General features: G+C 59.8%; 32 protein-coding genes and 1 pseudogene. All 33 read right to left on the bottom strand.

Features of this window, described 5'->3' with window-relative positions:
• Positions 1 to 72: 72 nt before the first annotated feature.
• Complete coding sequence (rpsK, locus tag VGL38_11360) at positions 73 to 462, bottom strand: 30S ribosomal protein S11 (protein ID HEY3296023.1); 390 nt, start codon at positions 460 to 462, stop codon at positions 73 to 75.
• A gap of 77 nt (positions 463 to 539) precedes the next feature.
• Positions 540 to 935, bottom strand: a complete 396-nt coding sequence (gene rpsM, locus VGL38_11355) for a 30S ribosomal protein S13 (protein ID HEY3296022.1) — start codon at positions 933 to 935, stop codon at positions 540 to 542.
• Positions 936 to 986: 51 nt separating this feature from the next.
• Positions 987 to 1,103 (bottom strand): 50S ribosomal protein L36, encoded by a 117-nt coding sequence (gene rpmJ / locus VGL38_11350; protein HEY3296021.1) that lies wholly within the window; start codon positions 1,101 to 1,103, stop codon positions 987 to 989.
• Positions 1,104 to 1,146: 43 nt separating this feature from the next.
• Positions 1,147 to 1,419: a translation initiation factor IF-1 gene (gene infA / locus VGL38_11345; GenBank protein HEY3296020.1), complete on the bottom strand. Its 273-nt coding sequence runs from the start codon at positions 1,417 to 1,419 to the stop codon at positions 1,147 to 1,149.
• Positions 1,416 to 2,171, bottom strand: coding sequence for a type I methionyl aminopeptidase (gene map, locus VGL38_11340; protein ID HEY3296019.1), 756 nt, complete (start codon positions 2,169 to 2,171; stop codon positions 1,416 to 1,418). The genes infA and map overlap by 4 nt, the downstream gene beginning before the upstream one ends.
• Positions 2,168 to 2,833 carry an adenylate kinase gene (locus tag VGL38_11335; GenBank protein ID HEY3296018.1) on the bottom strand — a complete coding sequence of 222 codons (666 nt, stop codon included), beginning with the start codon at positions 2,831 to 2,833 and terminating at the stop codon, positions 2,168 to 2,170. The genes map and VGL38_11335 overlap by 4 nt, the downstream gene beginning before the upstream one ends.
• Before the next feature lie 34 nt (positions 2,834 to 2,867).
• Positions 2,868 to 4,196 carry a preprotein translocase subunit SecY gene (gene secY, locus VGL38_11330; protein HEY3296017.1) on the bottom strand — a complete coding sequence of 443 codons (1,329 nt, stop codon included), beginning with the start codon at positions 4,194 to 4,196 and terminating at the stop codon, positions 2,868 to 2,870.
• Positions 4,196 to 4,636 (bottom strand): 50S ribosomal protein L15, encoded by a 441-nt coding sequence (gene rplO, locus VGL38_11325; protein ID HEY3296016.1) that lies wholly within the window; start codon positions 4,634 to 4,636, stop codon positions 4,196 to 4,198. Before rplO ends, secY begins: the two co-directional genes overlap by 1 nt.
• Before the next feature lie 10 nt (positions 4,637 to 4,646).
• Positions 4,647 to 4,835, bottom strand: a complete 189-nt coding sequence (gene rpmD / locus VGL38_11320) for a 50S ribosomal protein L30 (protein ID HEY3296015.1) — start codon at positions 4,833 to 4,835, stop codon at positions 4,647 to 4,649.
• A gap of 22 nt (positions 4,836 to 4,857) precedes the next feature.
• Positions 4,858 to 5,406 (bottom strand): 30S ribosomal protein S5, encoded by a 549-nt coding sequence (rpsE, locus tag VGL38_11315; protein ID HEY3296014.1) that lies wholly within the window; start codon positions 5,404 to 5,406, stop codon positions 4,858 to 4,860.
• Positions 5,407 to 5,414: 8 nt separating this feature from the next.
• Positions 5,415 to 5,786 (bottom strand): 50S ribosomal protein L18, encoded by a 372-nt coding sequence (rplR, locus tag VGL38_11310; protein ID HEY3296013.1) that lies wholly within the window; start codon positions 5,784 to 5,786, stop codon positions 5,415 to 5,417.
• A gap of 62 nt (positions 5,787 to 5,848) precedes the next feature.
• Positions 5,849 to 6,385, bottom strand: a complete 537-nt coding sequence (rplF, locus tag VGL38_11305; protein ID HEY3296012.1) for a 50S ribosomal protein L6 — start codon at positions 6,383 to 6,385, stop codon at positions 5,849 to 5,851.
• A 55-nt stretch (positions 6,386 to 6,440) separates the two neighbouring features.
• A complete protein-coding gene (rpsH, locus tag VGL38_11300) occupies positions 6,441 to 6,839 on the bottom strand; it encodes a 30S ribosomal protein S8 (GenBank protein HEY3296011.1) in 399 nt (132 codons plus the stop codon).
• 39 nt (positions 6,840 to 6,878) lie between these two features.
• Complete coding sequence (locus VGL38_11295; GenBank protein ID HEY3296010.1) at positions 6,879 to 7,064, bottom strand: type Z 30S ribosomal protein S14; 186 nt, start codon at positions 7,062 to 7,064, stop codon at positions 6,879 to 6,881.
• A gap of 27 nt (positions 7,065 to 7,091) precedes the next feature.
• Entirely contained in the window at positions 7,092 to 7,655 is a 564-nt protein-coding gene (gene rplE, locus VGL38_11290) for a 50S ribosomal protein L5 (protein HEY3296009.1), read from the bottom strand.
• 148 nt (positions 7,656 to 7,803) lie between these two features.
• Positions 7,804 to 8,133 (bottom strand): 50S ribosomal protein L24, encoded by a 330-nt coding sequence (gene rplX, locus VGL38_11285; protein ID HEY3296008.1) that lies wholly within the window; start codon positions 8,131 to 8,133, stop codon positions 7,804 to 7,806.
• A gap of 53 nt (positions 8,134 to 8,186) precedes the next feature.
• Positions 8,187 to 8,555 carry a 50S ribosomal protein L14 gene (gene rplN, locus VGL38_11280; GenBank protein ID HEY3296007.1) on the bottom strand — a complete coding sequence of 123 codons (369 nt, stop codon included), beginning with the start codon at positions 8,553 to 8,555 and terminating at the stop codon, positions 8,187 to 8,189.
• Positions 8,556 to 8,561: 6 nt separating this feature from the next.
• Positions 8,562 to 8,846, bottom strand: coding sequence for a 30S ribosomal protein S17 (rpsQ, locus tag VGL38_11275; GenBank protein HEY3296006.1), 285 nt, complete (start codon positions 8,844 to 8,846; stop codon positions 8,562 to 8,564).
• On the bottom strand, positions 8,846 to 9,064 hold the full coding sequence (gene rpmC, locus VGL38_11270) for a 50S ribosomal protein L29 (protein HEY3296005.1): 219 nt from the start codon (positions 9,062 to 9,064) through the stop codon (positions 8,846 to 8,848). Before rpmC ends, rpsQ begins: the two co-directional genes overlap by 1 nt.
• A gap of 43 nt (positions 9,065 to 9,107) precedes the next feature.
• Positions 9,108 to 9,527, bottom strand: a complete 420-nt coding sequence (gene rplP, locus VGL38_11265; protein HEY3296004.1) for a 50S ribosomal protein L16 — start codon at positions 9,525 to 9,527, stop codon at positions 9,108 to 9,110.
• A gap of 11 nt (positions 9,528 to 9,538) precedes the next feature.
• A complete protein-coding gene (gene rpsC / locus VGL38_11260) occupies positions 9,539 to 10,312 on the bottom strand; it encodes a 30S ribosomal protein S3 (protein ID HEY3296003.1) in 774 nt (257 codons plus the stop codon).
• A gap of 150 nt (positions 10,313 to 10,462) precedes the next feature.
• Positions 10,463 to 10,792 (bottom strand): annotated as a pseudogene (gene rplV / locus VGL38_11255) (50S ribosomal protein L22).
• A gap of 8 nt (positions 10,793 to 10,800) precedes the next feature.
• Positions 10,801 to 11,088: a 30S ribosomal protein S19 gene (gene rpsS, locus VGL38_11250; GenBank protein HEY3296002.1), complete on the bottom strand. Its 288-nt coding sequence runs from the start codon at positions 11,086 to 11,088 to the stop codon at positions 10,801 to 10,803.
• Between the two features lie 6 nt (positions 11,089 to 11,094).
• Positions 11,095 to 11,937, bottom strand: a complete 843-nt coding sequence (gene rplB / locus VGL38_11245) for a 50S ribosomal protein L2 (GenBank protein ID HEY3296001.1) — start codon at positions 11,935 to 11,937, stop codon at positions 11,095 to 11,097.
• A 25-nt stretch (positions 11,938 to 11,962) separates the two neighbouring features.
• Entirely contained in the window at positions 11,963 to 12,250 is a 288-nt protein-coding gene (gene rplW / locus VGL38_11240) for a 50S ribosomal protein L23 (GenBank protein ID HEY3296000.1), read from the bottom strand.
• Positions 12,243 to 12,896: a 50S ribosomal protein L4 gene (rplD, locus tag VGL38_11235; GenBank protein HEY3295999.1), complete on the bottom strand. Its 654-nt coding sequence runs from the start codon at positions 12,894 to 12,896 to the stop codon at positions 12,243 to 12,245. Before rplD ends, rplW begins: the two co-directional genes overlap by 8 nt.
• Positions 12,897 to 12,907: 11 nt before the next feature.
• Positions 12,908 to 13,525 carry a 50S ribosomal protein L3 gene (rplC, locus tag VGL38_11230; protein ID HEY3295998.1) on the bottom strand — a complete coding sequence of 206 codons (618 nt, stop codon included), beginning with the start codon at positions 13,523 to 13,525 and terminating at the stop codon, positions 12,908 to 12,910.
• Complete coding sequence (gene rpsJ, locus VGL38_11225) at positions 13,522 to 13,830, bottom strand: 30S ribosomal protein S10 (protein HEY3295997.1); 309 nt, start codon at positions 13,828 to 13,830, stop codon at positions 13,522 to 13,524. Before rpsJ ends, rplC begins: the two co-directional genes overlap by 4 nt.
• 36 nt (positions 13,831 to 13,866) lie before the next feature.
• Entirely contained in the window at positions 13,867 to 15,927 is a 2,061-nt protein-coding gene (fusA, locus tag VGL38_11220; protein ID HEY3295996.1) for an elongation factor G, read from the bottom strand.
• Positions 15,928 to 16,101: 174 nt separating this feature from the next.
• A complete protein-coding gene (gene rpsG / locus VGL38_11215; GenBank protein HEY3295995.1) occupies positions 16,102 to 16,572 on the bottom strand; it encodes a 30S ribosomal protein S7 in 471 nt (156 codons plus the stop codon).
• 56 nt (positions 16,573 to 16,628) lie between these two features.
• Positions 16,629 to 17,024, bottom strand: a complete 396-nt coding sequence (gene rpsL, locus VGL38_11210; protein HEY3295994.1) for a 30S ribosomal protein S12 — start codon at positions 17,022 to 17,024, stop codon at positions 16,629 to 16,631.
• 170 nt (positions 17,025 to 17,194) lie between these two features.
• Entirely contained in the window at positions 17,195 to 21,511 is a 4,317-nt protein-coding gene (rpoC, locus tag VGL38_11205) for a DNA-directed RNA polymerase subunit beta' (GenBank protein HEY3295993.1), read from the bottom strand.
• Between the two features lie 72 nt (positions 21,512 to 21,583).
• Entirely contained in the window at positions 21,584 to 25,420 is a 3,837-nt protein-coding gene (gene rpoB / locus VGL38_11200) for a DNA-directed RNA polymerase subunit beta (GenBank protein ID HEY3295992.1), read from the bottom strand.
• Positions 25,421 to 25,444: the final 24 nt, after the last annotated feature.

Genomic DNA, 25,444 nt, shown 5'->3' with positions numbered 1-25,444 from the left:
GAAAAAGCGAAAATTTGAAAAGCGAAAAGATACTGGTAATTGCGCAGGGCGAAGCCCGCACCGGAAAATCCGTTACACGCGGCGGCGCTTGGGAGGGCGGCAGCCATTGTGCGGAAGCGGAGTCACGTCGCGAATCGACATGATCGTCAGGCCGGAGGCCGCCAGAGACCGGATCGCGCCGTCACGACCGCCACCGGGACCGCGCACTTCGACGACGACCTTGCGCAGACCGAGGGCGATGGCCGCTTTGGCGGCGTTGTCCGCGGCGAGCTGCGCAGCGAACGGCGTGTTCTTGCGCGAACCGCGAAGGCCCATCTTGCCCGCCGACGCCCAGGAAATCGTGTTCCCGTAATTGTCGGAAATGGTGACGATGGTATTGTTGAAGGACGACTTGATGTGAGCCACACCGGTCGCCTCGACGCGTTCCTTCTTCTTCTTGGTCTCTTTTTTCTGCGTAGCCAAAGCTGATTATCTCCGTTTCATGGATCTAAGGCCTGCGCATCGGAACCCAGAGTCCCGCCGCGCCGGCGCCGATACGCTTACTTCTTGCCCGTGGGCGACTTGGAGGCCGCGGCCCGGTGAATGACCTGCCCCTTCTTCTTCCCCTTGCGGGTGCGGGCGTTGTTCTTCGTGTTCTGTCCACGCACGGGCAGACCCCTGCGGTGACGCAGTCCACGGTAGCAGCCGATGTCCATCAGACGCTTGATGTTCGTCTGAATCTCGGCGCGCAGCGGGCCCTCCACCTTCATCTCCGCAACGATATTACGGATGGCCGCCAATTCGGCGTCGGAGAGCTGGTGGGTGCGCTTGTTCGGATCAATGTTGCAATCGGCCAGAATCTTCAGCGCGAGCGGGCGGCCAATGCCGTAGACATAGGACAGCGCCACATCAATGTGTTTGTCGCGGGGAATATCAATACCGGCTATACGCGCCATAACTGGATATGCCTCAAAAAATCAGTGTGCGTGAACCGAACAGTCGGAGGTTTAACCCTGCCGCTGCTTGTGCTTTTTGGACCGGGAGCAGATGATGTAGATGCGGCCGCGACGGCGGACGATCTTGCAGTGCTCACACATTTTCTTGACGGACGTGCGGACTTTCATACGTTCGGATCTCTAAAGAGTGTCAAACTTCTGGACCAGCCGGCTATTTGTACCGGTATGTGATGCGGCCGCGATGCAGATCGTAAGGGGACAGTTCGACGGTCACGCGGTCACCCGGCAGGATCTTGATAAAATGCATCCGCATCTTCCCGGAGATATGAGCCAGCACCTTGTGCTGATTCTCCAGGACTACGCGGAACGTGGCGTTGGGGAGACACTCCTCAATCACGCCATCCACTTTTATCGCCTGTTCTTTCGTCGTAACGGGTTTCTCCGCTGGCCGTGCGTTATTGTTACTGCGATGTCTTACATTCATAGAGTCAGGATTTCAGCCTCGGTGTCCGTGACGACCACGGTGTGTTCAAAATGCGCCGAGGGTTTCCTGTCTCGGGTCAGGACCTGCCATTCGCCGATCATGTCCACCTCGTGCGTGCCGAGGTTGATCATGGGCTCGATGGCCAGAGTCATGTTCTTGCGTAAGATCGGACCGCGATTTGCTTCGCCGTAATTGGGGACCTGCGGATCCTCGTGAAGCCGGCGTCCCACTCCATGTCCCACCAGGTCGCGAACCACGCTGCACCCGTGCGACTCCACATAAACCTGAATGGCGTGCCCGATGTTGGACAGATGGTTGCCGGCGTAAGCCTGGGCGATGCCCAAGTCGAGCGCGTGACGCGTAACGTCCAGCAGCTTCTGCCTTGGGGCGTCAATCTGCCCGATGGCGTAGGTCCGGGCGGCATCGGAATAATACCCCTTGAACTTCACGCCGATGTCCAGACCGATGATCGTGCCTTCCGTGAGGATCTGTCCCGCGGGAATGCCGTGAACGACTTCCGCATCGATGGAGAAGCACACGGAACCGGGGAAAGGATTGCCGTTCTGGTTGGGGTAATTCTTGAACGCGGGAACCGCTCCCGCGGCGCGAATGTACTCCTCAACCATGCGATCCACATCGCGGGCAACGGTGCCGGGCTTCATCATGGGTCCGGCCACGTCGAAGGCGCCGGCGAGGATCTTCCCCGCAAGACGCATCAACTCGATTTCCTGGTCCGTCTTGACAATGATCACGAAAGCTCCGGATCCATAGCGATGAGAATGCGGGCAAAGACTTCGTCTTCCGTCCCCAGTCCCGACACCGGCCTCAGCGCGCCGTTCTTCCGGTAATAGTTCACCAGTGGCAACGTCTTCTCTTCGTACACTTTCAGTCGCGCCAGCACCGTATCCGGCTTGTCATCATCGCGCTGGATGATGTTGGGCTTGCCTTTGGGGCAGCGGTGCTGCTCGATAGCCTGGGCGTTCATCGCGGCGTTGAAGGTCGCCCCGCAGGTGGTGCACACCCGCCGTGACGACAACCGCTCGATGATAACCTCTTCCGGCACTTCAATGGAGATGACTCTCGGAGCCGGAAGCTCCAGTTCGGCAAGCAGTCCATCCAACGCCTGTGCCTGGGGAACGGTCCGCGGGAAACCGTCGAAAATCGCTCCCCGCACAGCGTCATCTTCGAGCAGACGCTTGCGCACCATTTCGATGATCACTTCATCGGGAACCAGATCGCCCCGGTTCATGATCTCTTTGGCCTTCAGTCCGAGGTCGGAACCCGCCTGAACTTCGGCCCGCAGAATGTCCCCGGTGGAAATCTGGGGAACACCCAGATTCCGCGACAGGCGTTGGGCTTGCGTGCCCTTCCCCACCCCAACCGCTCCGAGAAGAATCAGAGTATATTTCGACATCCGCGCTGTTCCGGAAAGTGCATGACGACGGGAGTTACATCCGGCGGCGACCGCGGATACGGCCGGACTTCATCAGTCCTTCATAATGCCGCATCACGAGGTGGGACTCGACCTGCTGCAGGGTGTCCAGAGTGACACCGACCACGATCAGGATCGTAGTCCCTCCGAAGAAGGACGCAAAGTTATAGGATACATTGAACCGTGAAACGATGATCGTGGGAATGACCGCAATCAGCGCCAGCGCAATCGCGCCCGGCAGCGTCACACGGGAGAGAATCGAGTCAATGAAATCCGACGTCTGCTTGCCGGGGCGGATGCCCGGGATAAAGCCGCCGTTCTTCTTCATGTTGTCCGCAAGGTCCACCGGATTGAGCACGATGGCCGTGTAGAAGTAGGTGAAGAAGATGATCAGCAGCGCTTCAAGAACAAGGTAGGTGCCGCCGTGAGTCGAGAACACGTTGACCAGCGCGTCGCGGAAACCGCCTTCGGGAAGGAAGGTTGCAACCGACCCCGGGATGAACATGATCGACTGAGCGAAAATGATGGGCATCACGCCGGCGGAATTGACGCGCAGCGGAATGTGGGTGCTTTGCCCGCCGTAGGTCTTGCGGCCCACGGTGCGCTTGGCATACTGAACCGGAATCTTGCGCATGCCCTGGGTCAGCGCCACCACCGCCATCGTAATCGCGAACAGCATGGCCACGAAGAGCACGTCCACCATGATGTGGCGCGTGCCGGCCTGAACCATCTGCGCTTCCTCGATGATGGCGTAGGGGAGGCGGTCGATAATACCGATAAAGATCAGCAGCGAAATGCCGTTGCCGATGCCGCGCTCGGTGATCTGCTCACCCAGCCACATAATCAGCGTCGTGCCCGCCGCGAGAGTCACCATGGTCAGAAAACGGAAACCGAAGCCCGGGTTGGGGACTACCGGCGCGCCCGATGACGCCACCAGTCTCTCCAGGAAGATCGAAACGCCGCCGGCCTGAAGCGCGGCGATAACCACCGTGCCGTAACGCGTGAGCTGCGTGATCTTCTTACGGCCTTCCTCGCCTTCCTTCTGCAGCTTCTGGAAGTACGGAACCACCGTGCCCATGAGCTGGAAGATAATCGAGGCCGAGATGTACGGCATGATGCCGAGGGCGAAAATCGTGGCTCGCTGGAAAGCCCCGCCCACGAACATGTCATACAGTCCGAACAGCGTGTTGGCGTTCTGGCGGAAGAACTCGGCCAGCGCCGCCGCATTGATGCCCGCCACCGGCACGTGCCCGCCGATGCGGTACACGAGGAAGATCAGCAGCGTGAACAGAATGCGGTCCCGCAGTTCGGGGATCTTGAAGATATTGGTGTAGCGGTCTAACATCAGGCGACAACCACCTTACCGCCCGCTTCCGTGATTTTCTTTTCAGCCGTGGCCGACACCTTGCAGGAACGGATCTCGAGGGCGCGAGTTGCATCGCCTTCCCCGAGGATCTTCACCGGGACCGATACCTTGCGGATCAGACCGGCCTTCTTGAGGGTCTCCGGCTCAATGATCGCACCTTCCGGCAGCCGGGCGAGGTCGCGGAGGTTGACCACCTGAATAGCATCAGCCCAGATATTTTTGAACCCACGCTTGGGGAGACGGCGATGAATCGGCATCTGGCCGCCTTCGAAGCCGCGCTTGTGGGTAGAACCGCTGCGGGAATAGTATCCCTTTTCGCCACGTCCCGCGCTTCCGCCCAATCCTGAGCTGGATCCGCGACCACGACGTTTTTTCGAATGAGTGGAACCGGCAGCCGGTCGGAGATTATTCAAAGACATGCGTTAATCCCTAAGCTTGAACTTCTTCCCAATCCAGGAGATGGGACACGCTGTTAATCATCCCTCGCGTGGCGGGGTTATCCGGAAACAGACGCGTCTCATGCAGACGGTGGAAGCCCAGGGCCTTGACCGTCAGTCTTTGCGTCCGGGGCCGGCCAATCGTGCTTCTCTTCAGAGTGACTTTAAGCTTCTTATCCATCGCACCGCACAGGGTTGTAACTTCAGAGGGTAAAGACTTCGCGAATCGAGATCCCGCGGCGTTCGGCCACGAGTCGGACGTCGTTCAGGCCTTCGAGAGCCTCAAACACGGCCTTGACAACGTTGTGCGGGTTGTTGGTCCCCATCACTTTACTCAGCACGTCGCGCACGCCCAGGCATTCCATGATCAGGCGCACCGAACCGCCGGCGATGACACCGGTACCGGGTGACGCCGGGCGGAGGAAGACTTTCCCCGCGCCGAACTTGCCGTTGGTGGCGTGCGGCAGCGTGGTGCCCACGATCGGATAGCGCTTCAGCGAGCGCTTCGCCTGCTGGGTCGCCTTGGAGATGGCGTCCACAACTTCATTCGCCTTGCCCATGCCGAATCCGGCGCGGCCCTTGCCGTCACCGACCACGACCACGGCATTGAAAGAGAAGTTCCGGCCGCCCTTGACTACCTTGGCGACGCGGTTAATCGTAATTACTTTTTCGGTCAGCGATTCGCCGCCGGCGTATTCGCTATCACGTTCCCGTTCCCGACGCCGCGGGCCGCGTTCTGCTTGATCGTTCATCTATTCCTTTAGAATTGAAGACCACCCTTGCGGGCACCCTCTGCCAAGGCCTTTACCCGGCCGTGGTACGGAAAACCGTTGCGGTCAAAGACGACCGTCTGAATATTCTTCTCCAGCGCCTTGCGCGCAATGGCCTCGCCCACCGCCTGGCCGGTCTGACTCGGATTGAGCTTGGCCACGCTTTCGCGCAGTTCGGGGCTCAGCGAAGACACGCCGGTGATGGTGGTCCGGGTCTGGTCATCCACCAGTTGAGCATAGATCTGCCGCATGGAGCGGAAGATCACGAGACGCGGGCGCTCAGGGGTGCCGACCACCACTTTGTGGATGTGCTTTTTACGGCGGATGCGGCTCTTGGCTCTTTTAACGGCTATCGTTGACATGGCGTACAGATTTCCTTAACTCACAGGTGCCAAGTCCCCATGGGACCGGCAACAGCGTGTGATTACTTCGCAGTCTTTCCGGCCTTGATCTTAATGGCTTCACCCGCGTAACGGATGCCCTTGCCTTTGTACGGCTCCGGCTTCTTCACGGCACGGATGCCGTCCGCCACCTGGCCGACCAGCTCCACATCGCAGCCGCTGACCGAAATATTGTTGGCCTTCGGCACTTCAATCTTGATTCCCGGAGGAGCCGGCACAAACACACCGTGGGTGAAGCCCACCATGAGCAGCACACCGCGGGGCTTGGCTTCCACACGGAAACCGACACCGATTACTTCAAGATCCTTCTTGAACCCATCGGTCACGCCCTTGACCATATTGTTGACCAGGGCTCGCGTCAGGCCGTGCAGCGCACGGTGATGCTTGGCGTCCGTGGGGCGCTGGACGGTGATCGTATTATCGCTGTAATCCAGAATCATGTCCGGATGCAGGTTGCGCGAAAGTTCCCCTTTCGGCCCCTTCACCGTAATGAAATGGTCCTGGATGGTGATATTCACCCCGTTTGGAACCGTTATCGGCGCTCGACCAATTCGTGACACGCTTCACACTCCTAAAACTCAATCCGCGCGAGCGGATGAACACTTATCTTGGCAATTACCAGATCTCGGCGAGTACTTCGCCGCCCAAACCCTGCTTGCGCGCCTGATTCCCCGTCATCACCCCTCTGGATGTCGTCAGAATGGAGACACCCAGACCGTTCAGCACGCGAGGGATTTCGTCCTTATTCACATAGCGCCGCAAACCCGGAGAGGAAATCCGGCGGATTCCCTGGATCACCGGCTTGCCCTGCGCCGTATACTTCAGATACAGACGCAAATACCCTTGCGGGCCTTCATCCACATGCACGAAGTCGTGGATAAAGTTACAGTCCATCAGTACGCGTGCGATCTCGCTCTTCACTTTGGAGAACGGGATGTCAACGCGGGGGTGCTTCGCCTTGTGGGCGTTGCGGATGCGGTTCAAGAGGTCCGCAATCGGGTCGGTTGTTGGCATAGTCGATTAAGAACGCTTTCGTGAACGGGGACAGAGAGACTACCAGCTCGCCTTAACGATTCCGGGGATCTCGCCCGAAAGGGCCAGCTCACGGAAACAGAGGCGGCAGAGCGCGAACTTACGCAAGAAAGCACGCGGTCTTCCGCAGCGGCGGCAGCGATTATGCGCCCGGACGTGAAACTTAGGGGTCTTCTTGGATTTGGCGATCAGGCAGGCTTTTGCCATAAACTTGTAGTGCCGTTTAATCTCTTATCAGGCAGCGACTGCGGCCTGAGCTTTGGGTTCTCTTTTGCGCATCGGAAGACCCAGCTCCTTCAGCAGCTCGTAGGCTTCCACGTCATTCTTGGCGGTGGTCACGAAGGTGATATCCATGCCGCGAATCTTCTCGACCGAGTCGAGGTCAATTTCCGGAAAGATGATCTGTTCTTTCAAGCCGACCGTGTAGTTGCCGCGCCCGTCGAAACCCTTGTCGGGCAGGCCGCGGAAGTCACGGATGCGGGGCGTCGCCAGCGAAATCAGGCGATCCAGAAACTCCCACATCTGCGTCTTGCGCATGGTGACGAACACGCCGATGGGCATGCCTTCACGTAGCTTGAAATTCGAGATCGATTTGCGGGCCTTGGAAATCGCGGGACGCTGGCCGGTGATCAGGGACAGTTCCTTGACCACGCCGTCGATCAGCCGCGGATTGGTGACCGCTTCGCCGACGCCGACGTTGACGACGATCTTGACCAGGCGGGGCACTTCCATCGGGTTCTTGAACTGGAACCGCTTCTGCAGGGCAGGAACGACCTTCTCGCCGTAATGGGTCTGCATCCGCGCGATATAACCGGCGGGAAGTTTGGGGCGCGCTCCGGCTAAGGGCTGCTGCCCCTTCGCTTCCTTGCCGCCCTTCTTTCCCCCTGCGGGCGGTGCACCCTTGGCCGGCTTGCCGCCGGCGGGCTTTGCAGCAGATTTAGCTTGTTCAGCGCTCATCGTGGATCATCTCGTTTGAAACTTTGGCGAACCGCACACGCTGAGCCTTATCCCCGCCGGTCAGGACCTTGCGGCCTACACGGGTCGGCTTGCCGGACTTGGGATCCAGCAGCATGACGTTGGACACATGGATGGCGCCTTCGCGCGTGACGATGCCGCCCTGGGGACGGGTCTGCGTCGGACGCTGGTGCCGTTTGATAAAGTTGACCCCTTCGATAACCACGCGCTGCTTTTCGGGAAAAACCTTCAGGACTTTCCCGCGCTTGCCGCGGCCATTGCCGGCAATCACCACCACGAGGTCATTCTTCTTAATCTTCATATGGGCGGACATACTCGCCTCTTGCTATTCTCAGTGTAGTGAACGCGGTCCGGTCAGACGACTTCGGGCGCGAGGGAAATGATCTTCATGAACTGCTTCTCGCGCAGCTCCCGGGCGACCGGGCCAAAAATACGCGTGCCGCGCGGCTCGTTTTCCTTGTCAATCAGCACCACCGCGTTCTCGTCGAAGCGGATGTAGGACCCGTCCTTGCGGCGGACTTCCTTCTTTGTGCGCACAACCACGGCCCGCGAGGTCTCGCCCTTTTTCACGGAACCATTGGGGATCGCGCTGCGGATGGAGACCATGATGATGTCGCCCACCGATGCGATGCGACGGCCCGTGCCGCCATACACGCGGAAGCAGCGGGCCTTCTTGGCGCCGGTGTTGTCCGCAACGGTCAGTATCGAGAATTCCTGAATCATGAGCGGCTATTTTCTCTTTTCGATGACCTGGACCAGCCGCCAGTTCTTCCGCGCGGAAAGCGGGCGGGTCTCCATAATCCGGACACGGTCCCCGATCTCACACTCGTTCTTCTCGTCGTGAGCCATGAACTTACGGGTCCGCTTGACATATTTCTGATAGAGCGGGTCCTTCACGCGGCGTTCAACGACGACCACGATGGTCTTGTCCATCTTGTTGGACACGACCTTGCCCACCCGAGTCTTACGCAATCCACGGTCCGCCGCTGTGGGGGACGCCACGGAAGTATCCATCATGCCGAAATCCCTTTGGGTTTGCGAAGGCCCAGCTCGCACTCGTGAATGACGGTCTTGAGCCGCCCGATGTCGCGACGTATCTGACGCACGCGCGCCGTATTCGGAAGCTGGCCCGAGTCCAGTTGAAAGCGGAGAGTCTCAAGATTCTCTTCCCACTCTTTCAGCCGGTTCTGAAGGTCCAACAAGGGGAGTTCCTTCAGCTCGGTCATTTTCAGCGGTCCTGCACTACTGCTCTTAGCCATGAGTTGTCTCTATTCCTTACGTGTGCGTGACGTCGCGCTCAACGAACTTCGTCTTGATCGGCAGCTTCTGTGCCGCCAGACGCATGGCCTCGCGAGCCGTGGCGGCATCCACGCCCTCAATTTCAAACAGAATGCGTCCCGGACGAATGATCGCGCCGTAGAAATCCACCGGGCCCTTGCCCTTTCCCTGGCGGGTTTCGAGCGGCTTCTTGCTGACGGGTTTGTCGGGGAACACGCGGATCCAGATCTTGCCGCCGCGCTTGACGTGACGCGTGAGCGCCACACGGGCCGCCTCGATCTGCCGCGAGGTCATCCAGCAGTCACCCATCGCCTTGAGTCCGTATTCGCCGAAGGCCACGTCCGCCCCGCAGTAATCATACCCTTTGCGGCGTCCGCGCTGCTGCTTGCGGTATTTCAGTCTTTTCGGTGTAAGCATGGTCGTTTAGATTATCTCGTCCGTTCGCCGCGGTCACGATCCCTGTCTCTATCGCGATCCCGGTCACGATCCCCGCGCTCCGGGCGGTCGGACCGTTCCGGACGGACTTCGCGTTCACGCTGGTCCCGCGGACGGATCTGACCGCCGGCCAGTACGTTCTTGCCGATCACTTCACCCTTGCAGATCCAGACCTTGACGCCGATGGTGCCGTAGGCGGTCTTCGCCACGGACAACGCGTAGTCGATATCGGCCCGCAGGGTGTGCAGCGGCACGCGGCCTTCGCGGTAGCCTTCCTGGCGGGACATTTCCGCGCCGCCGAGGCACCCCGAGCACAACACCTTCACGCCTTCTGCGCCCATGCGCATGGTCGTCTGCATCGCCTTCTTCATCGCGCGGCGGAACGACACGCGGCCTTCGAGCTGCTGGGCGATCATGTCGGCCACCAGCTTGGCTTCCAGTTCCGGACGCTTGATCTCAAAGATATTGACCTGCACGTCGCGGCTGGTAAGATTCCGAAGCTCCGCCTTGAGCTTGTCCACTTCCGCGCCCTTGCGGCCGATCACGATGCCGGGCCGCGCGGTGCGGATGGTCAGCGTGAGCTGCTTGGGAGTGCGCTCGATTTGGATCCCGGCCACCCCGGCGCCCTTCAGACGCTGTGTGAGGTACTTGCGGAGATACAGATCTTCATGCAGTTTGTCGGCGAAGTTGCGTTCATCGAACCAGGCACTGTTCCACGTGCGGATGATTCCCAGACGCATGCCAACCGGTTGAACTTTCTGACCCACAGGTTATTCCGTCTTCTTCGTTTTAGGAGAACGCTTCGGTGCGGCCTTCTTGGCGGCGGGAGCGGGCTTGCGCCCGAACACGCGCTTCTTTTCTTTCGGCTCTTCGACGGGCTTCGCTTCGACGGCGGTACCCTTGATTTGAGGAATGGCCACGTCCACCGTCAGGTGGCTCGACCGCTTGCGCAGCGGTGTGGCCCGGCCCATGGCGCGCGGTAAGAAGCGCTTGTACGTCGGGCCTTCGTCCACAAAGATCGTCTTGACCACCAGTGCGTCGGGGTTCACATCGTGCGCGTCCTCGCGGTTGACGATGTTGGCCACCGCCGACTGAATCGCTTTCAGCGTCGGTCGTGCGCCCGAACGGGGCGTGAATTTCAACAGGCCGATAGCTTCGTTGACCGTCTTGCCGCGAACCATATCCGCCACCAGGCGCATTTTACGCGGGGAGATCCGAATCCATCTTGCCACACAGCGCGATTCCATGACTCTTCCTACTTCTTGGCGACCGTTTTTTCGGCTTTTTTGGCCGTGTGGCCCTTGAATGTCCGTGTCGGGGCGAATTCGCCGAGCTTATGCCCGACCATATTTTCCGTGATATACACGGGCAAGAACTTCTTGCCGTTATGCACGGCCAGCGTGTGGCCGACAAAATCCGGCGAAATCATCGAACGACGCGACCACGTCTTGAGCACTTTCTTCTCGTGCGCATCGTTCATCTTCAGAATTCTCCCTTCCAGTCTGGGGTCAATGAACGGCCCCTTCTTCAGAGATCGTGCCATGGAGAATTATCCTCTCGTCTGAACGTTGCGGCGGCGAACAATCAACTTGCTCGACAGCTTGCGCGGATTGCGCGTCTTGTAACCCTTGGTCGGCTTACCCCACGGCGTGCAGGGATGGCGACCGCCTGAACTCTTGCCTTCACCACCACCCATCGGGTGGTCCACCGGGTTCTTCGCCACGGCGCGGTTATGGGGGCGGCGGCCCAGCCAGCGGGTGCGGCCGGCCTTGCCCGACGAAATCTTTTCATGGTCGAGGTTGCCCACCTGGCCCACCGTGGCCAGACACTGCACCGGAACCTTGCGCACTTCCCCCGAAGGCAGCTTAAGCAGCGCGTAGTTCGTATCGACCGACATGACCTGAATGCTGGTTCCCGCCGAGCGCGCGATCTGTCCGCCCTTGCCGACCCTCATTTCCACGTTGTGGACGAAGGACCCGAGGGGGATTCTCGCCAACGGCATCGCGTTGCCCACGCGAATGTCCGTCACGGTGCGCGACGAGGTGATCGTGTCACCCACCCGCAGCCCGTCGGGCGCGAGGATGTAACGCTTTTCGCCGTCGGCGTAGAACAACAGGGCGATGTTGGCGCTGCGGTTCGGATCGTATTCGAGCCGCGCGACCTTGGCCGGGATATCAAACTTGTCGCGGCGGAAATCAATAATGCGATAGAACCGCTTATGGCCGCCACCGGTATTGATGTTGGTCGCTCGCCCGTTATTGTTGCGGCCGCCGCTGTGGGGCAGCGGAGTCAGCAGGCTCTTCTCGGGCTTTTCCTTCGACAAGTCGGTCCGTACCAGAACGGTGCGGAAACGCTGACTTGGGGTAAGGGGTCTGAACTTCTTTACAGGCATATGTGAAACGCTCGCAAATCTTCGGCTATACGTTCTGGGCCAACTCGATACTGTCACCGGCCTTCAGCGTGACAATGGCCTTCTTCCAATCGGCCCGCTTGCCTTCAAACCGGCCAAGTCGCTTCATCTTTCCGCGCACGCACATCGTGTTGACTTCCTTGACGGTCACGGAGTACTTCAGTTCGACGGCGCGCTTGATCTCGACCTTGTTGGCGTCGGGATCCACCATGAAGGCGTACTGGTTGTGCTTGTCCTGGATCTGGGCCACTTTCTCCGTGAGCAGCGGCTTGCGCAGAACGGATCTCTTATGCAGCATGGTCGAGCACCTTCACAAGTTTAGGCAGCGCGCTCTTCTGAACCAGGATCGCCGTGCAATCCATCAGTTCGCGCGTCGAGGCGGCTTCCGCCTTCTGGGACACGGCGTACTTCAGGTTGCGCACGCTCTTGGCCAGCGTGAGATCGAAATCGGGAGTGAGCAGCAGGACCTTTTCCTTGCCCAAGCCCAGCGCGTTGAACACGCCGGCGATGTCCCGGGTGCGCGGTGCGTCCAGACTGAAGTCTTCGACCACGCGGATCTTCTCTTCCTGCACTTTGTACACGAAGGCGCTGCGGCGCGCCAGCTTGCGGAGCTTGTCCGTCAGCTTGACGTGGTACAGGTGGGGCTGCGGTCCGAAAATGGTGCCGCCACCGGGATTGAGGGGCGAACGAATGGTACCCTGACGGGCGTTGCCGGTTCCCTTCTGCTTGAAGGGCTTGCGGCCGCCGCCACGCACGATCTTGCGGTTCTTCGTAGCGGCCGTGCCCTGGCGCTGCGCGGCTTCTTCGCTGCGCACAGCCAGCCAGATGGCGTGGTCGTTCGGCTCGAACGGGGTCTCGGCGGTGCCGTGAACCAGCACATCCGGGATTTCCACGGTCTCCGGGGTCTTCGAGCCGTCTCGCTTATATACAGGCAGTTGCATGGCGACTTTCATTACTTTAGGACTACGACAAGCCCTTGGTTCGGGCCGGGGACGGCACCCTTGATCATGATCAAATTGGCGTCCACGTCCACACGGACGACCTTAAGGTTACGCACGGTGACATTGTCATGCCCCATGCGGCCAGCCATACGCATGTCTTTCCATACGCGGCCGGGAAAGGTGTGCGCACCGATGGCGCCACCGTGCCGGAAAAACTCGTGCGTACCGTGCGTGGACACCGGGCCGGAGAAATGATGGCGCTTGATGACGCCCGCATAGCCCTTACCCTTGGACACACCCGTCACCTTGACGAGGTCGCCCACGGTGAACAGGTCGCACTTCACGCTGTCTCCGACGCGCTTGCCTTCGAGTTCCATTTCGCGCAACTCTTTTTCCACGCGCGGCGCGGTGATCCCAAGTTTCGCATAGTGCCCCTTCTGCGGCTTGCGCACCAGCTTATCCCGCTTCTGTTCGAAGCCGAGACAGGTGGCCACGTACCCGTTCTTGTCCAGGGTGCGAAGGTTGGTGATCTGATTGGGGCCGAGTTCGATGACGGTAACGGGGGTAACGTTCCCCTTGGCGTCAAAGACGCGGGTCATGCCCACTTTTCTTCCGATGAGTCCGATCATGTCTTGATTTCGATGTCTACACCGGCAGGAAGCTCGATACGAATCAGAGCGTCCACGGTCTTGGGGGTCGAGTTGAGAATGTCAATGAGCCGCTTATGAACGCGGGTCTCGAACTGCTCGCGGGACTTCTTGTCCACGTGAGGGGAGCGGTTGACCGTGACTACGGTACGGCGCGTCGGCAAGGGGATGGGGCCCGAGATTACCGCGCCCGTACTCTTAGCGGTCTGGATGATCTTTTCGGTGGACTTATCGATCAGATTATGATCGTAAGACTTCAGCCGAATGCGTATGAAACCTTTCTGCACCTTGAAAACCGGTTGTAAACTCGCGCGCTGCGCTCGTTATTTCTTTTCCAGTATCTTTTCGGAAACGGAGGTCGGCACTTCCTGGAAGTGGTCGAACATCATCGAGAAAATGGCGCGTCCCTGGGTCAGCGACCGGAGCGACGTGGCATATCCAAACATCTCAGAGAGCGGAACCAGGGCATGGACGACCTGGCCATCGGAACGCGGATGCATATCCTGAATCCGGCCGCGGCGCGAATTGATGTCGCCCACCACATTGCCGAGGTATGTGTCCGGCGTGACCGCTTCGACCTTCATGATCGGTTCCATCAGCGCCGGATCGGCCTTACGGACTCCGTCCTTCAGCGCCATGCTGGCGCAAATCTTGAAGGCCAGTTCGGACGAGTCGACTTCATGATAGGATCCGTCCACCAGCGTGGCTTTGATATCCATCAGCGGATACCCTGCCAGCACGCCGGTCTTCATCGCCTCTTCGAGACCCTTCTGCACCGCGGGGATGTATTCCTTGGGAATCGCACCGCCCATGATCTTGTTCTCGAAGACAAATCCCACACCGGGTGTCGCCGGTTCTATGTCAAGGACCACATGCGCGAATTGGCCGCGCCCGCCGGACTGTTTGGCGAACTTGTAGTTGATATGCGCCGACTTGCGAATGCACTCTTTGTAGGACACCTGCGGTCTTCCGACCACCGCATCCACCTTGAACTCGCGCAACAGGCGGTCCACAATAATTTCAAGGTGCAGCTCGCCCATGCCGGCGATAATCGTCTGTCCCGTCTCGTCGTTCTGCGTAACCCGGAAGGTCGGGTCTTCGTCCGCCAGCCGGGTGAGCGCATCGGAAATCTTGTCCTGGTCGGCTTTCGACTTCGGCTCGATCGAGACTTCGATGACCGGAGTCGGAAACTCCATCTTCTCCAGCATGATCGGGTGATGCTCGTTGCACAGCGTGTCGCCCGTGCGCACGGCGCGCAACGCGACCGTGGCGGCGATATCGCCGGCGGAAACTTCCTGCACGTCCTCGCGCTTGTTGGCGCTCATCAGCAGCAGGCGCGCGATGCGCTCCTTCTTGCCGGTGTTCGCATTCAGCACCATGGACCCGGTCTGCAGGCGGCCCGAATAGACTCTAAAGAACGTCAGCTTGCCGACATAGGGATCGTTCATGATCTTGAACGCCAGCGCGGCAAAGGGGGCTTCCGGATCGGCTTCGCGAATCTCTTCCTCTTCGGTCTTGGGATGGATTCCCGTGACCGCGCCTACATCCACCGGCGAAGGAAGATAATCTACCACCGCATCCAGCAGCGGCTGCACACCCTTATTCTTGAAAGATGATCCGACCAGCACCGGAAAGATCTTCATGTCGATGGTGGCCTTGCGAAGGGCCGCCCGGATCTCTTCGGGGGCGATGGGCTTTTCGTTCAGAAAAGCTTCCATCAGATGATCATCGTAATCGGAAACGGCTTCGATCAGCTTTTCGCGCCAGTGGTGGGCGACATCCCAAATGTCCTTGGGCACGTCGAACTCTTCGTAGCGCAATCCCTGGGATTCTTCCACCCAGATCATGGACTTGAACGTGATCAGGTCCACGACGCCGTTGAACATGTCGCCCGCGCCCAGCGGAATCGCCACCGGCACCGGATTCGCGTGCAGGCGGGTCCGGATCATCTCCACGACGCGGAAGAAGTCCGCGCCCGCCCGGTCCATCTTGTTGACGAAACAGATGCGGGGGACATGATACCGATCGGCCTGACGCCACACGGTTTCCGATTGCGGCTCCACACCGCCCACGGCGCAGAACAGGGCCACGGCGCCATCCAGCACGCGGAGGGAACGCTCAACTTCTACGGTGAAGTCCACATGGCCCGGGGTGTCAATGATGTTGACGCGATGGTCTCTCCAGTAGCAGGTCGTCGCGGCGGAGGTAATCGTGATGCCGCGCTCTTTTTCCTGCTCCATCCAGTCCATCGTCGCCCCGCCTTCGTGCACTTCGCCCATGCGGTGCAGGCGGCCTGTATAAAAGAGAATGCGTTCCGTCGTGGTCGTCTTACCGGCATCGATGTGCGCCATGATGCCGATATTCCGGGTCATGGTCAGCGGCAGGCGGTTGGAAACATCCTTCTGGCCCTTGCCACTGGCCTTCTTCGTCTGAGTATTAGGGACGGTCAACGTATCTCTTCTCTATCTATCGTACAATCGAATCATAGCCACTCTGTGCCGCCTGAAAAATTCCGCGCCGCCGAGCAGGCGACTCGGGTGCAGGCGTCACGCCTGCGGCTACCAGCGGAAGTGGGCAAACGCCTTGTTGGCCTCAGCCATCTTGTGCGTGTCGTCACGCTTCTTGATCGCGGAGCCTTCACCTTTGGCGGCGGCCATGAACTCGCTGGCGAGTTTCTGGGCCATGGTCTTCTCACCCCGCGCCCGCCCGTAGTTGATCAGCCAGCGGATGGCCAATGCCTGACGGCGGTTGGGCCGGACTTCGATGGGCACCTGATAGGTGGATCCACCGACGCGGCGGCTCTTGACCTCGACGATCGGGGCTACGCTCTTCATAGCCTTGATGAAGACTTCAAGCGGATCGCTCTTCGTCTTCTCTTCGATAATATTCAACGCGCCGTAAAGGATGTTCTCGGCAATCGAGCGTTTGCCTCTGCGGAGCAGACCGTTGATGAAGGCCGCTACTTCTGCCGAACCGTACTTCGGGTCGGTCAGCCTTTCACGCCTGAAGGATCGCTTTCTTCTGGACATATTCGCCTGGGAATTGAATCAGATAGTGGAAAGGACGCGCGGGTGAACGACGCAGCCTACTTCTTGCCCTTGGCTGCTACTGCCGCCTTCTTCTTCGTGCCGTACTTGGAACGGCCCTGCTTGCGGCCTTCCACGCCAGCGGCATCAAGAATACCGCGGATGATGTGATAACGAACTCCGGGCAGATCTTTAACACGGCCACCGCGAATAAGCACAATCGAGTGCTCCTGCAGGTTGTGGCCTTCTCCCGGAATGTAGGCCGTGACCACCATGCCGTTGGTGAGCTTCACACGGGCAACCTTGCGCAGGGCCGAATTCGGCTTCTTGGGCGTGGTGGTGTAGACGCGTGTGCAGACTCCCCGGCGCTGGGGGCAGCGGGATAAAGCAGGTGCGGACGTTTTATACTTGGCGGGTTCGCGCCGCAGACGGATTAGCTGTTGAACCGTTGGCAAAGAAGTGATTCCCCTTTTCGGCTTAGACTTACAAATTAAACGATTCTGCCTTACTTTGTCAAGGCCATCACAAGGTCATCTGCGGCGACAGACCACACCATTACAGTAGCTTATTTCATTCTAAACTACTGTTAATTCGAGGAAAGGACTCTAACACCGAAAGAGAGGCTTTAAGGCTCCTGCCTCTTCTCCGGAACAACCACCTCTCCAACCCGAGGCTCTTCAACGCCTTCAGTTGGCTCGCCCGTCAGAGAGGGCAAGGTGATTTTGAAGTCCTTCGCCAACTCTTCCTCTTCCTCCGCCGGACGGCGTACCCGCAGCTTCTGGTACTGGATCAGACCCGTCCCCGCAGGAATCAGATGGCCCATGATGACATTTTCCTTCAGACCGGACAGCATATCCGTCTTCTTCGAGATCGCTGCGTCGGTCAACACGCGGGTCGTCTCCTGGAAACTCGCCGCCGAAATAAAGCTCTCGGTTGAGAGGCTGGCCTGAGTAATGCCCAGCAGCACCGGTGTCGACGTCGCCGGCTTGGCCGGACGGGACTTGCCCTCCACCCCGCCTGCCGCACGGATCTTCCGGTTCTCCCGGTTGAACTCGGCGCGCTCCACCAGATGGTTGACGCGGAACGGGGTGTCGCCCTGCTCCTCCACCACCACCTTGTTCAGCATCTTTTCGTTGGAGCGGATGAACTTCAAGCCGTCCACGTGATCGCCTTCAAGGTAATCGGTGTCGCCCGGATCCTCGATGCGCACCTTCTGGAGCATCTGCCGCACCACCACTTCGATGTGCTTGTCGTTGATGCGCACACCCTGCGACCGGTACACTTCCTGAATTTCCTTGACCAGGTACTCCTGCACCTTCCACGCGCCCTGAATGGCCAGAATGTCCTGCGGCACCACCGACCCTTCGGTGATCTTTTCGCCCGCCGACACGTGGTCGTGGTCGTGCACCAGAATATGCTTGCCGTAAGGCACGGCGTACTTGCGTTCTACCTGGCCGTCCAGCGAGGTGACCGTCACCATACGCACACCGCGCTTGAGACCGCCGAAACGCACGATACCGTCAATTTCCGATACCGTAGCCGGGTCCTTGGGACGGCGCGCTTCGAACAGCTCCGTAACCCGCGGCAGACCGCCGGTAATGTCGCGGATGCTGCCCGACTTGCGCGGCATCTTGGCCAAAGGCTCGCCGATCTTGATCGGCTTGCCGTCGTCCACCAGAAGGTGGGCGTCGGTCGGCAAAATGTGGCTCGCCTGGCGGTTGCCTTCCGCGTCGATGATCACAAGGTGCGGGTTCAGTTTGCGATCCTTGGACTCGATGATCACCTTGTGCCGCATGCCCGTGGTTTCGTCCACCTGATAGTGGAAAGTCTGCTCTTCCTTGATGTCCACGTAGTGGATCACGCCACCCGTCGACGCCAGGATCGAGTCCGAATACGGATCCCAATTGAACAGCAACTCGCCCTCGGCGACATGCTGGCCTTCGTTGACGTACACTTCCGAGCCGTACGGCAGCTTGTACCGCGCGACCTGCCGGTTGTTCTCGTCGAGAATCTTGATCAAACCGCTGCGGCGGATGGAAATCTTCTTTCCGTCCTCGCGGTGGATGAAGTCCACGTTCTCGAACACGATGTTACCGGCGCGCTTGGCGATGCGCTGGGATTCGGACACATCGCGCGACGCCGCGCCGCCGATGTGGAAGGTGCGCAGGGTAAGCTGCGTACCGGGCTCGCCCACCGACTGCGCCGCCATGACGCCCACGGCCTCGCCGATGTCCACCAGACGCCCTGTCGCCAGGTTCGTCCCGTAGCACATGGCGCACACGCCGCGCACCGATTCGCACGTCAGCACCGACCGGATCTTGATGCGGGTCACGCCGGCCTGGGCCAGCATCGCCGCTTCCTTCTCCGCCACCAGAGTATTCGCTTCCATGATCTTTTCGCCCGAGACGGGATCGAAGATCGGCTCGGACAACACGCGGCCCATCACGCGCTCGTGAAGCTGCTCCGTGACCTCTTCGCCTTCCTGAGCTTCCTCCAGGAAAATGCCGCGCAGCGTGCTGCAATCCCATTCGCGGATAATCACGTCCTGCGCCACGTCCACCAGACGGCGCGTCAGGTAGCCGGCGTCGGCGGTCTTCAAAGCGGTATCGGCCAGACCCTTTCGGGCGCCGTGCGTCGAAATAAAGTACTCGAGAACCGACAGGCCTTCCTTGAAGTTCGCCGTAATCGGGCTTTCGATAATTTCACCCTTCTGGCCGGTCATCGTCTTCTGCGGCTTGGCCATCAGTCCACGCATACCGGCAAGCTGGCGGATCTGCTCCTTGGAACCACGAGCGCCCGAATCCGCCATCATGTAGATGGGGTTGAAGCCGTCATGGCTCGACTTGAGCTGGTTGAACATCACCTCGGCCACGTTCGTCGAGGTATGCGTCCAGATATCGATCACGTGGTTGTAACGTTCGCCGTCCGTGATGATACCTTCTTCATACTGCGACTGGATCTCTTCGACGCGGCGGTACGCCTCTTCGATGATCTCGTCCTTTTCCGGCGGAATTTCCACATCGGCGAGGCCGATGGAGATGCCGGCGCGGGTCGCTTGGCTGAAGCCCAGTTCCTTCAAACGGTCAAGGAATTCGGCGGTCTTGCCGATGCCGATCGTCAGAATGTTGTAGTAGATGATCTCTTCGATGCGCTTCTTGGCGAGCATCTCGTTGAAGAAGCGCGTATCCTGAATACTCTGCTCGAGAATCCGGTTGAACAGCACGCGGCCCACCGTGGTCTCGATCAGCTTGCCTGTCGTCCGCACGCGAATGCGGGTGTGCAGGCCGATCTTCCGGTCGTTCCACGCGACGATCACTTCTTCCGGATCGGCGAACGCCTTCCACTCGTACGGCTCGCCGACCTTGCGTTTGGTCAGGTAATACAGACCGAGCACCATGTCCTGCGAGGGCACCGCAATCGGACGGCCATGCGCCGGATGGAGAATATTGTGGTTCGCCATCATGAGCAGACGGGCTTCCACCTGCGCCTCGTAGGAGAGCGGCACGTGGACGGCCATCTGGTCGCCGTCGAAGTCGGCGTTGAATGCCGCGCAGACCAGCGGATGCAGGCGGATTGCCTTGCCTTCGATGAGCAGCGGTTGAAAGGCCTGAATACCCAGACGGTGCAGCGTCGGCGCGCGGTTCAGCAGAACCGGGTGGTCCTTGATAATCTCTTCGAGGATCGCCCACACTTCGTCGGTCTTTTTCTCGACGAGGCGCTTGGCCGACTTCACCGTCTTGGTGAATTCGTATTCGATCAGCTTGCGGATAATGAAGGGCTTGAACAGCTCGACGGCCATATCCTTGGGCAGACCGCACTCGTGGAGCTTCAGTTCCGGACCGACGACGATGACCGAACGGCCCGAATAGTCCACGCGCTTGCCCAGCAGGTTCTGGCGGAAACGTCCCTGCTTGCCTTTCAGGTTGTCCGAAAGGCTCTTCAGCGGGCGGTTGCCGTCGCTGCGCACGGCCACGGACTTGCGGCCATTGTCGAACAGCGAATCCACAGCTTCCTGCAACATGCGCTTCTCGTTGCGCAGAATCACCTCAGGCGCCCGGATTTCGATCAGCCGCTTCAACCGGTTGTTGCGGATAATCGTGCGGCGGTACAGGTCGTTCAGATCCGACGTCGCAAAGCGGCCGCCTTCCAGCGGCACCAGCGGACGCAGGTCCGGCGGAACCACCGGAATCACCGACATGACCATCCACTCGGGCTTGTTCAGCGAGGTGGCGCCGGCTTCCTTGAACGCTTCCACCACGCGCAGCTTCTTGATCGCGTCGTGCTTGCGCTGGGCGCTGGACTCCACCTTGATCTGCGCGCGCAGTTCCTGCGCCAGATCCTCGATGACTTCCGTCGCCAGCAGATCACGGATCGCCTCGCCGCCCATCTTGGCGACGAACCGCTCTTCGGGCGGCAGGTCTTCCTGCGGTCCGAGTTCGCTCATCACTTCCAGATATTCGGATTCGGAGAGCAGATCCTTGCGGCGCAGCGAACTCTTGCCCGGCTGAATCACCGCGAACGATTCGTAATAGATGATGCGTTCCAGATCGCGCGTGCTGACGTTCAGCACATAGCTGATCTTGGACGGCAGACTGCGGAAGTACCAGATGTGCACCACGGGTACGGCGAGGCTGATGTGCCCCATGCGCTTGCGCCGCACATCCTTCTTGGTCACTTCCACGCCGCAGCGGTCGCAGACAATGCCCTTGTAACGGATGCCGCGGTACTTGCCGCAATGGCACTCCCAGTCCTTGACCGGGCCGAAGATTTTTTCGCAGAACAGGCCGTCTTTTTCCGGCTTGTAGCTGCGGTAGTTAATGGTCTCCGGCTTGGTCACCTCGCCGTGAGACCACGATAAGATCGTATCGGGAGAAGCCAGACTGATCGAAATCTTCGTGAAATTTCCGGTTTCGACTTCGTCCGGCGTATAAAGCGGAAGCATCTGTGTCTCCTCTTGTGGATTGCACCGGCCACACCGCGCGCGGTCATCCCGCGCGCACGTCACGCTGCGGGATCACTCCAGTAGCTTGACGTCCAGCCCCAGTCCGCGCAATTCGTTGATGAACACGTGGAACGATTCGGGAATCCCGGGGATGGGAAGGTTTTCCCCTTTCACTATGGCCTCATAGGTACGCGCACGCCCGTTCACGTCGTCGGACTTCACGGTCAGGATCTCCTGCAGCACGTGAGCGGCGCCGTAAGCTTCCAACGCCCAGACTTCCATTTCTCCGAAGCGCTGGCCGCCGAACTGTGCCTTGCCGCCGAGGGGCTGCTGGGTGATCAGACTGTACGGTCCAATCGAGCGCGCATGTATCTTGTCGTCCACAAGGTGCGAAAGCTTCATCATGTAAATGTATCCGACCGTCGTGGGCTGCTCGAAACGGTCGCCGCTGCGCCCGTCGAACAGGTAGGTCTTGCCGTGCAGCGGCAGGTCCGCCCGCGTCAGCCACTCGTCAAGATCGCCCAGCTTGGCGCCGTCGAAAACCGCCGTCGCGAAGTAGACTCCGAGACGGTGCGCGGCCCAGCCGAGGGTGGTTTCGAAGATCTGGCCGATATTCATACGCGACGGCACCGACAGCGGATTCAGGATGATATCCACCGGCGTGCCGTCCGGAAGGAACGGCATGTCTTCCATCGGGACGATTTTGCCGACGACGCCCTTGTTTCCGTGGCGTCCGGCCATCTTGTCGCCCACCATGATCTTGCGCTTCTGCGCCACGTACACGCGGACAAGCTGCACGATGCCCGGGGGCAGTTCGTCACCGACCTGAATCCGGTACTTCTCGTTCTTGTACTCCGTGCCGATCATGTACATGCGGTCGTAATACTTCTCGAACACCTGCTCGACCTGCTCGTTCACCGCTTCGTTGTCCGTCCAGCGGTAATCCGCTTCCAGATCGTCGAAGTTGAGCGCCTTGATCGCGGCTTCGGAAAACGGCGTGCCGTCGGGAATCAGCACGTAGCTCATGCCGTCCTGCACGTCCTTGGAGCGAATCTCCTTGGACTTGTGGCCGCGCAGAATCGCGTACAGATCCTCCGCCAGGCGGCGTTTTTCCGACTGCTCGTCGCGCTCCTTGCGCCGTTCGAGATCCTCCAGCGCATTCTTGTCGTCGCGCCGCGTCTTGGCGTCCTTCTTCTTGCGGCTGAACAGCTTGGTGTTGATCACGATGCCGTACATGCCGGTGTGCGCCTTGAGGCTGGCGTCTTTCACGTCGCCCGCCTTGTCGCCGAAGATCGCCTTGAGCAGCTTGTCTTCCGGAGTCAGATCGGTCTCGCCTTTGGGCGTGACCTTACCGACCAGAATGTCGCCCGGACGCACCGTCGCGCCGATGCGCACGATGCCTTCCTCGTCGAGGTCCTTCACCGCGTCTTCCGACACGTTGGGAATTTCCCGCGTCAGCTCTTCTTCGCCGCGCTTGGTCTCGCGTACCTGAAGCTCCAGCTCCTCGATGTTGATCGAGGTGAAGACGTCATCGTACACGATGCGCTCGGAAAGAATGATCGAGTCTTCGAAGTTGTAACCGTTCCAGGGCATGAACGCCGCCAGCACGTTGCGTCCGAGGGCCAGTTCGCCCTTTTCGGTGGCGCAGCCGTCGGCCAGCACCTGCCCCTTCTTCACCTGCTCGCCTTCCGCCACGATCGGACGCTGATTGATGCACGTGTCCTGATTGGTGCGGTAGAATTTCTTCAGCTTGTACGTGATCGCTTCGTCCGACACCGGCGCGGCGCCTTCCGCGGTGCCGTTGCCGTTTCCGCTGACGACCGGTCCGCCGTTGGCGTCCACCGGCTTGTTCCGCGGACGGAACGTGATGCGGTTGGCGTCTACGTACTCGGCGATGCCGTCATCGGGAGCGACGATCAGCGTGCGCGAGTCTTCCGCGGCCTTGCGCTCCATGCCGGTGCCCACATAAGGGGTCTGCGGCTGAAGCAGCGGCACGGCCTGGCGCTGCATGTTCGAACCCATCAGCGCGCGGTTGGCGTCGTCGTGCTCGAGGAACGGAATCAGCGCCGCGGCAATCGAAACGATCTGCGAGGGGGCCACGTCCATGTAGTCCAGATCATTGGGCGTGCGGATCGGGAAATCGCTCCGCTGGCGGCACTTGATCTTGTCGGTGAGGAATTCTCCGCGCTGATTGATCGGCGAGTTCGCCTGCGCAATCGTGACGCGGTCTTCCTCGTCGGCGGAAAGATATTCGATCTGCTTGGTGACCTTGCCGTTCTTCACCACGCGATAGGGCGTCTCCACGAAGCCCATCTCGTTGATCTTGGCATAGGTGCACAGCGACGAGATCAAACCGATGTTCGGACCTTCCGGCGTCTCAATCGGGCAGAGGCGGCCATAGTGCGTGTAATGCACGTCTCGAACTTCGAAGCCCGCGCGTTCGCGGGTCAGACCGCCGGGGCCGAGGGCCGAGAGGCGGCGCTTGTGCGTGAGTTCGGTCAGCGGATTGACCTGGTCGAGGAACTGCGAGAGCTGGTTCGTCCCGAAGAACGTGTTGACCACCGACGTGATCGTGCGCACGTTGATCAGATCCTGCGGCGTGAGCGATTCGCTGTCGCGCAGGTTCATGCGCTCCTTGATCGTGCGCGCCATGCGCGACAGGGCCACGGAGAACTGGTTGGCGAGCTGCTCGCCCACGGTACGGACGCGGCGGTTGCCCAGATGGTCGATGTCATCCGGCACCTGTTTGCCGATGCGAAGCTTGAGCACGAACTTGAGGATCGCGATCATGTCGTCTTCGGTCAGCACCGTCGTCTCCAGCGGCACCGTCAACTGCAGCTTGGTATTGATGCGGTAGCGTCCCACCGTGCCCAGGTCATAGCGCTTCTCGTCGAAGAACAGGCGCTGGAGGAACTTGCGCGCGGTGTCGATGTCGGGCGGTTCTCCGCTGCGCAGTTCGCGGTAGATCACTTCGAGCGCCTGGTCGGGGCTCTTGGACTTATCCTTGTTCAGCGTGTTGCGGATGATGTCGTAGATCACGTCGCGCTTGCGCAGGCGCAGCAGTTCGACGTTCTTCGCCTTCGCCGCGGTCAGCGCCTTCAGGCTCTCTTCGTTGAATTCCGCGTTGGCCTGAACGATCACTTCACCGGATGTCTCGTTGACCATGTCGGTCGCGAACTGCCGCCCGAACTCCTTCTGGATGTCCTTGCGGCTGAGGCTGACGTCTTCGATGAAGTCGAACAGCCGCAGAATGTCGCGGTCCGTGGCGTGCCCGAGAGCGCGCAGCAGCGTGGTCGCCGGAAATTTCTTGCGCCGGTCGATGTACACGTACAGGACGTCGTTGATGTCCGTCGTGAACTCGATCCAGGAGCCGCGGAACGGAATAATGCGCGCCGTGAAAATCTTCTTGCCGTTCGGGTGAATGTCGTCGGAAAACGACACGCCCGGACTGCGGTGAAGCTGCGACACGATCACGCGCTCCGCGCCGTTGATGATGAACGTCCCGGACGTCGTCATCAACGGCAGGTTGCCCAGATACACGTCACTCTCGATGGTGTTGTCGAAGCTGCCGGTCTCGCTCGCTTCGTCCCGCGACGACAACCGCAGCTTGGCCTTCAGAGCGGCCTGAAAGGTCACTCCGCGCTCGCGGCACTCGTCCTCGTCGTACTTGGGCGCTTCGACATAATACTCGACAAACTCGAGAATGTGCGTTTCGCGGTTATCAATGATAGGGAAGATGTTGTTGAAAACCGCCTGCAAGCCCTGGGGTTTGCGCCGCGAGGGGAGCAGCGCCCCTTGCAGAAAGTCCTCAAAGCTGCGAAGCTGTACTTCCAGCATGTCGGGCAACTCGAGAACCTCGGGGATCTTCGAGAAGTTGATTCGCTGGATGGTTTTTCGCGTGTCGCGCAACGCTGATCTCCCTGATTTAGTATA

The sequence above is a fragment of the bacterium genome, from assembly GCA_036504735.1.
Taxonomy (GTDB): Bacteria; Electryoneota; RPQS01; order RPQS01; family RPQS01; genus DASXUQ01.
Note: the sequence above shows the minus strand (reverse complement) of the source record. Positions and strands in the feature narration are given on the sequence as shown.

Bases quoted from the DNA above. Each gene is read 5' to 3' on its own strand.
- rpsM (HEY3296022.1), bottom strand. From the start codon at position 935: ATGGCGCGTATAGCCGGTATTGATATTCCCCGCGACAAACACATTGAT.
- rpmJ (HEY3296021.1), bottom strand. From the start codon at position 1,103: ATGAAAGTCCGCACGTCCGTCAAGAAAATGTGTGAGCACTGCAAGATC.
- infA (HEY3296020.1), bottom strand. From the start codon at position 1,419: ATGAATGTAAGACATCGCAGTAACAATAACGCACGGCCAGCGGAGAAA.
- VGL38_11335 (HEY3296018.1), bottom strand. From the start codon at position 2,833: ATGTCGAAATATACTCTGATTCTTCTCGGAGCGGTTGGGGTGGGGAAG.
- secY (HEY3296017.1), bottom strand. From the start codon at position 4,196: ATGTTAGACCGCTACACCAATATCTTCAAGATCCCCGAACTGCGGGAC.
- rplO (HEY3296016.1), bottom strand. From the start codon at position 4,636: ATGTCTTTGAATAATCTCCGACCGGCTGCCGGTTCCACTCATTCGAAA.
- rpmD (HEY3296015.1), bottom strand. From the start codon at position 4,835: ATGGATAAGAAGCTTAAAGTCACTCTGAAGAGAAGCACGATTGGCCGG.
- rpsE (HEY3296014.1), bottom strand. From the start codon at position 5,406: ATGAACGATCAAGCAGAACGCGGCCCGCGGCGTCGGGAACGGGAACGT.
- rplR (HEY3296013.1), bottom strand. From the start codon at position 5,786: ATGTCAACGATAGCCGTTAAAAGAGCCAAGAGCCGCATCCGCCGTAAA.
- rpsH (HEY3296011.1), bottom strand. From the start codon at position 6,839: ATGCCAACAACCGACCCGATTGCGGACCTCTTGAACCGCATCCGCAAC.
- VGL38_11295 (HEY3296010.1), bottom strand. From the start codon at position 7,064: ATGGCAAAAGCCTGCCTGATCGCCAAATCCAAGAAGACCCCTAAGTTT.
- rplE (HEY3296009.1), bottom strand. From the start codon at position 7,655: ATGCAGACCCATTACGGCGAGAAGGTCGTTCCTGCCCTGCAGAAGCGG.
- rplX (HEY3296008.1), bottom strand. From the start codon at position 8,133: ATGAAGATTAAGAAGAATGACCTCGTGGTGGTGATTGCCGGCAATGGC.
- rplN (HEY3296007.1), bottom strand. From the start codon at position 8,555: ATGATTCAGGAATTCTCGATACTGACCGTTGCGGACAACACCGGCGCC.
- rpsQ (HEY3296006.1), bottom strand. From the start codon at position 8,846: ATGGATACTTCCGTGGCGTCCCCCACAGCGGCGGACCGTGGATTGCGT.
- rplP (HEY3296004.1), bottom strand. From the start codon at position 9,527: ATGCTTACACCGAAAAGACTGAAATACCGCAAGCAGCAGCGCGGACGC.
- rpsS (HEY3296002.1), bottom strand. From the start codon at position 11,088: ATGGCACGATCTCTGAAGAAGGGGCCGTTCATTGACCCCAGACTGGAA.
- rplB (HEY3296001.1), bottom strand. From the start codon at position 11,937: ATGCCTGTAAAGAAGTTCAGACCCCTTACCCCAAGTCAGCGTTTCCGC.
- rplD (HEY3295999.1), bottom strand. From the start codon at position 12,896: ATGCAACTGCCTGTATATAAGCGAGACGGCTCGAAGACCCCGGAGACC.
- rplC (HEY3295998.1), bottom strand. From the start codon at position 13,525: ATGATCGGACTCATCGGAAGAAAAGTGGGCATGACCCGCGTCTTTGAC.
- rpsG (HEY3295995.1), bottom strand. From the start codon at position 16,572: ATGTCCAGAAGAAAGCGATCCTTCAGGCGTGAAAGGCTGACCGACCCG.
- rpoC (HEY3295993.1), bottom strand. From the start codon at position 21,511: ATGCTTCCGCTTTATACGCCGGACGAAGTCGAAACCGGAAATTTCACG.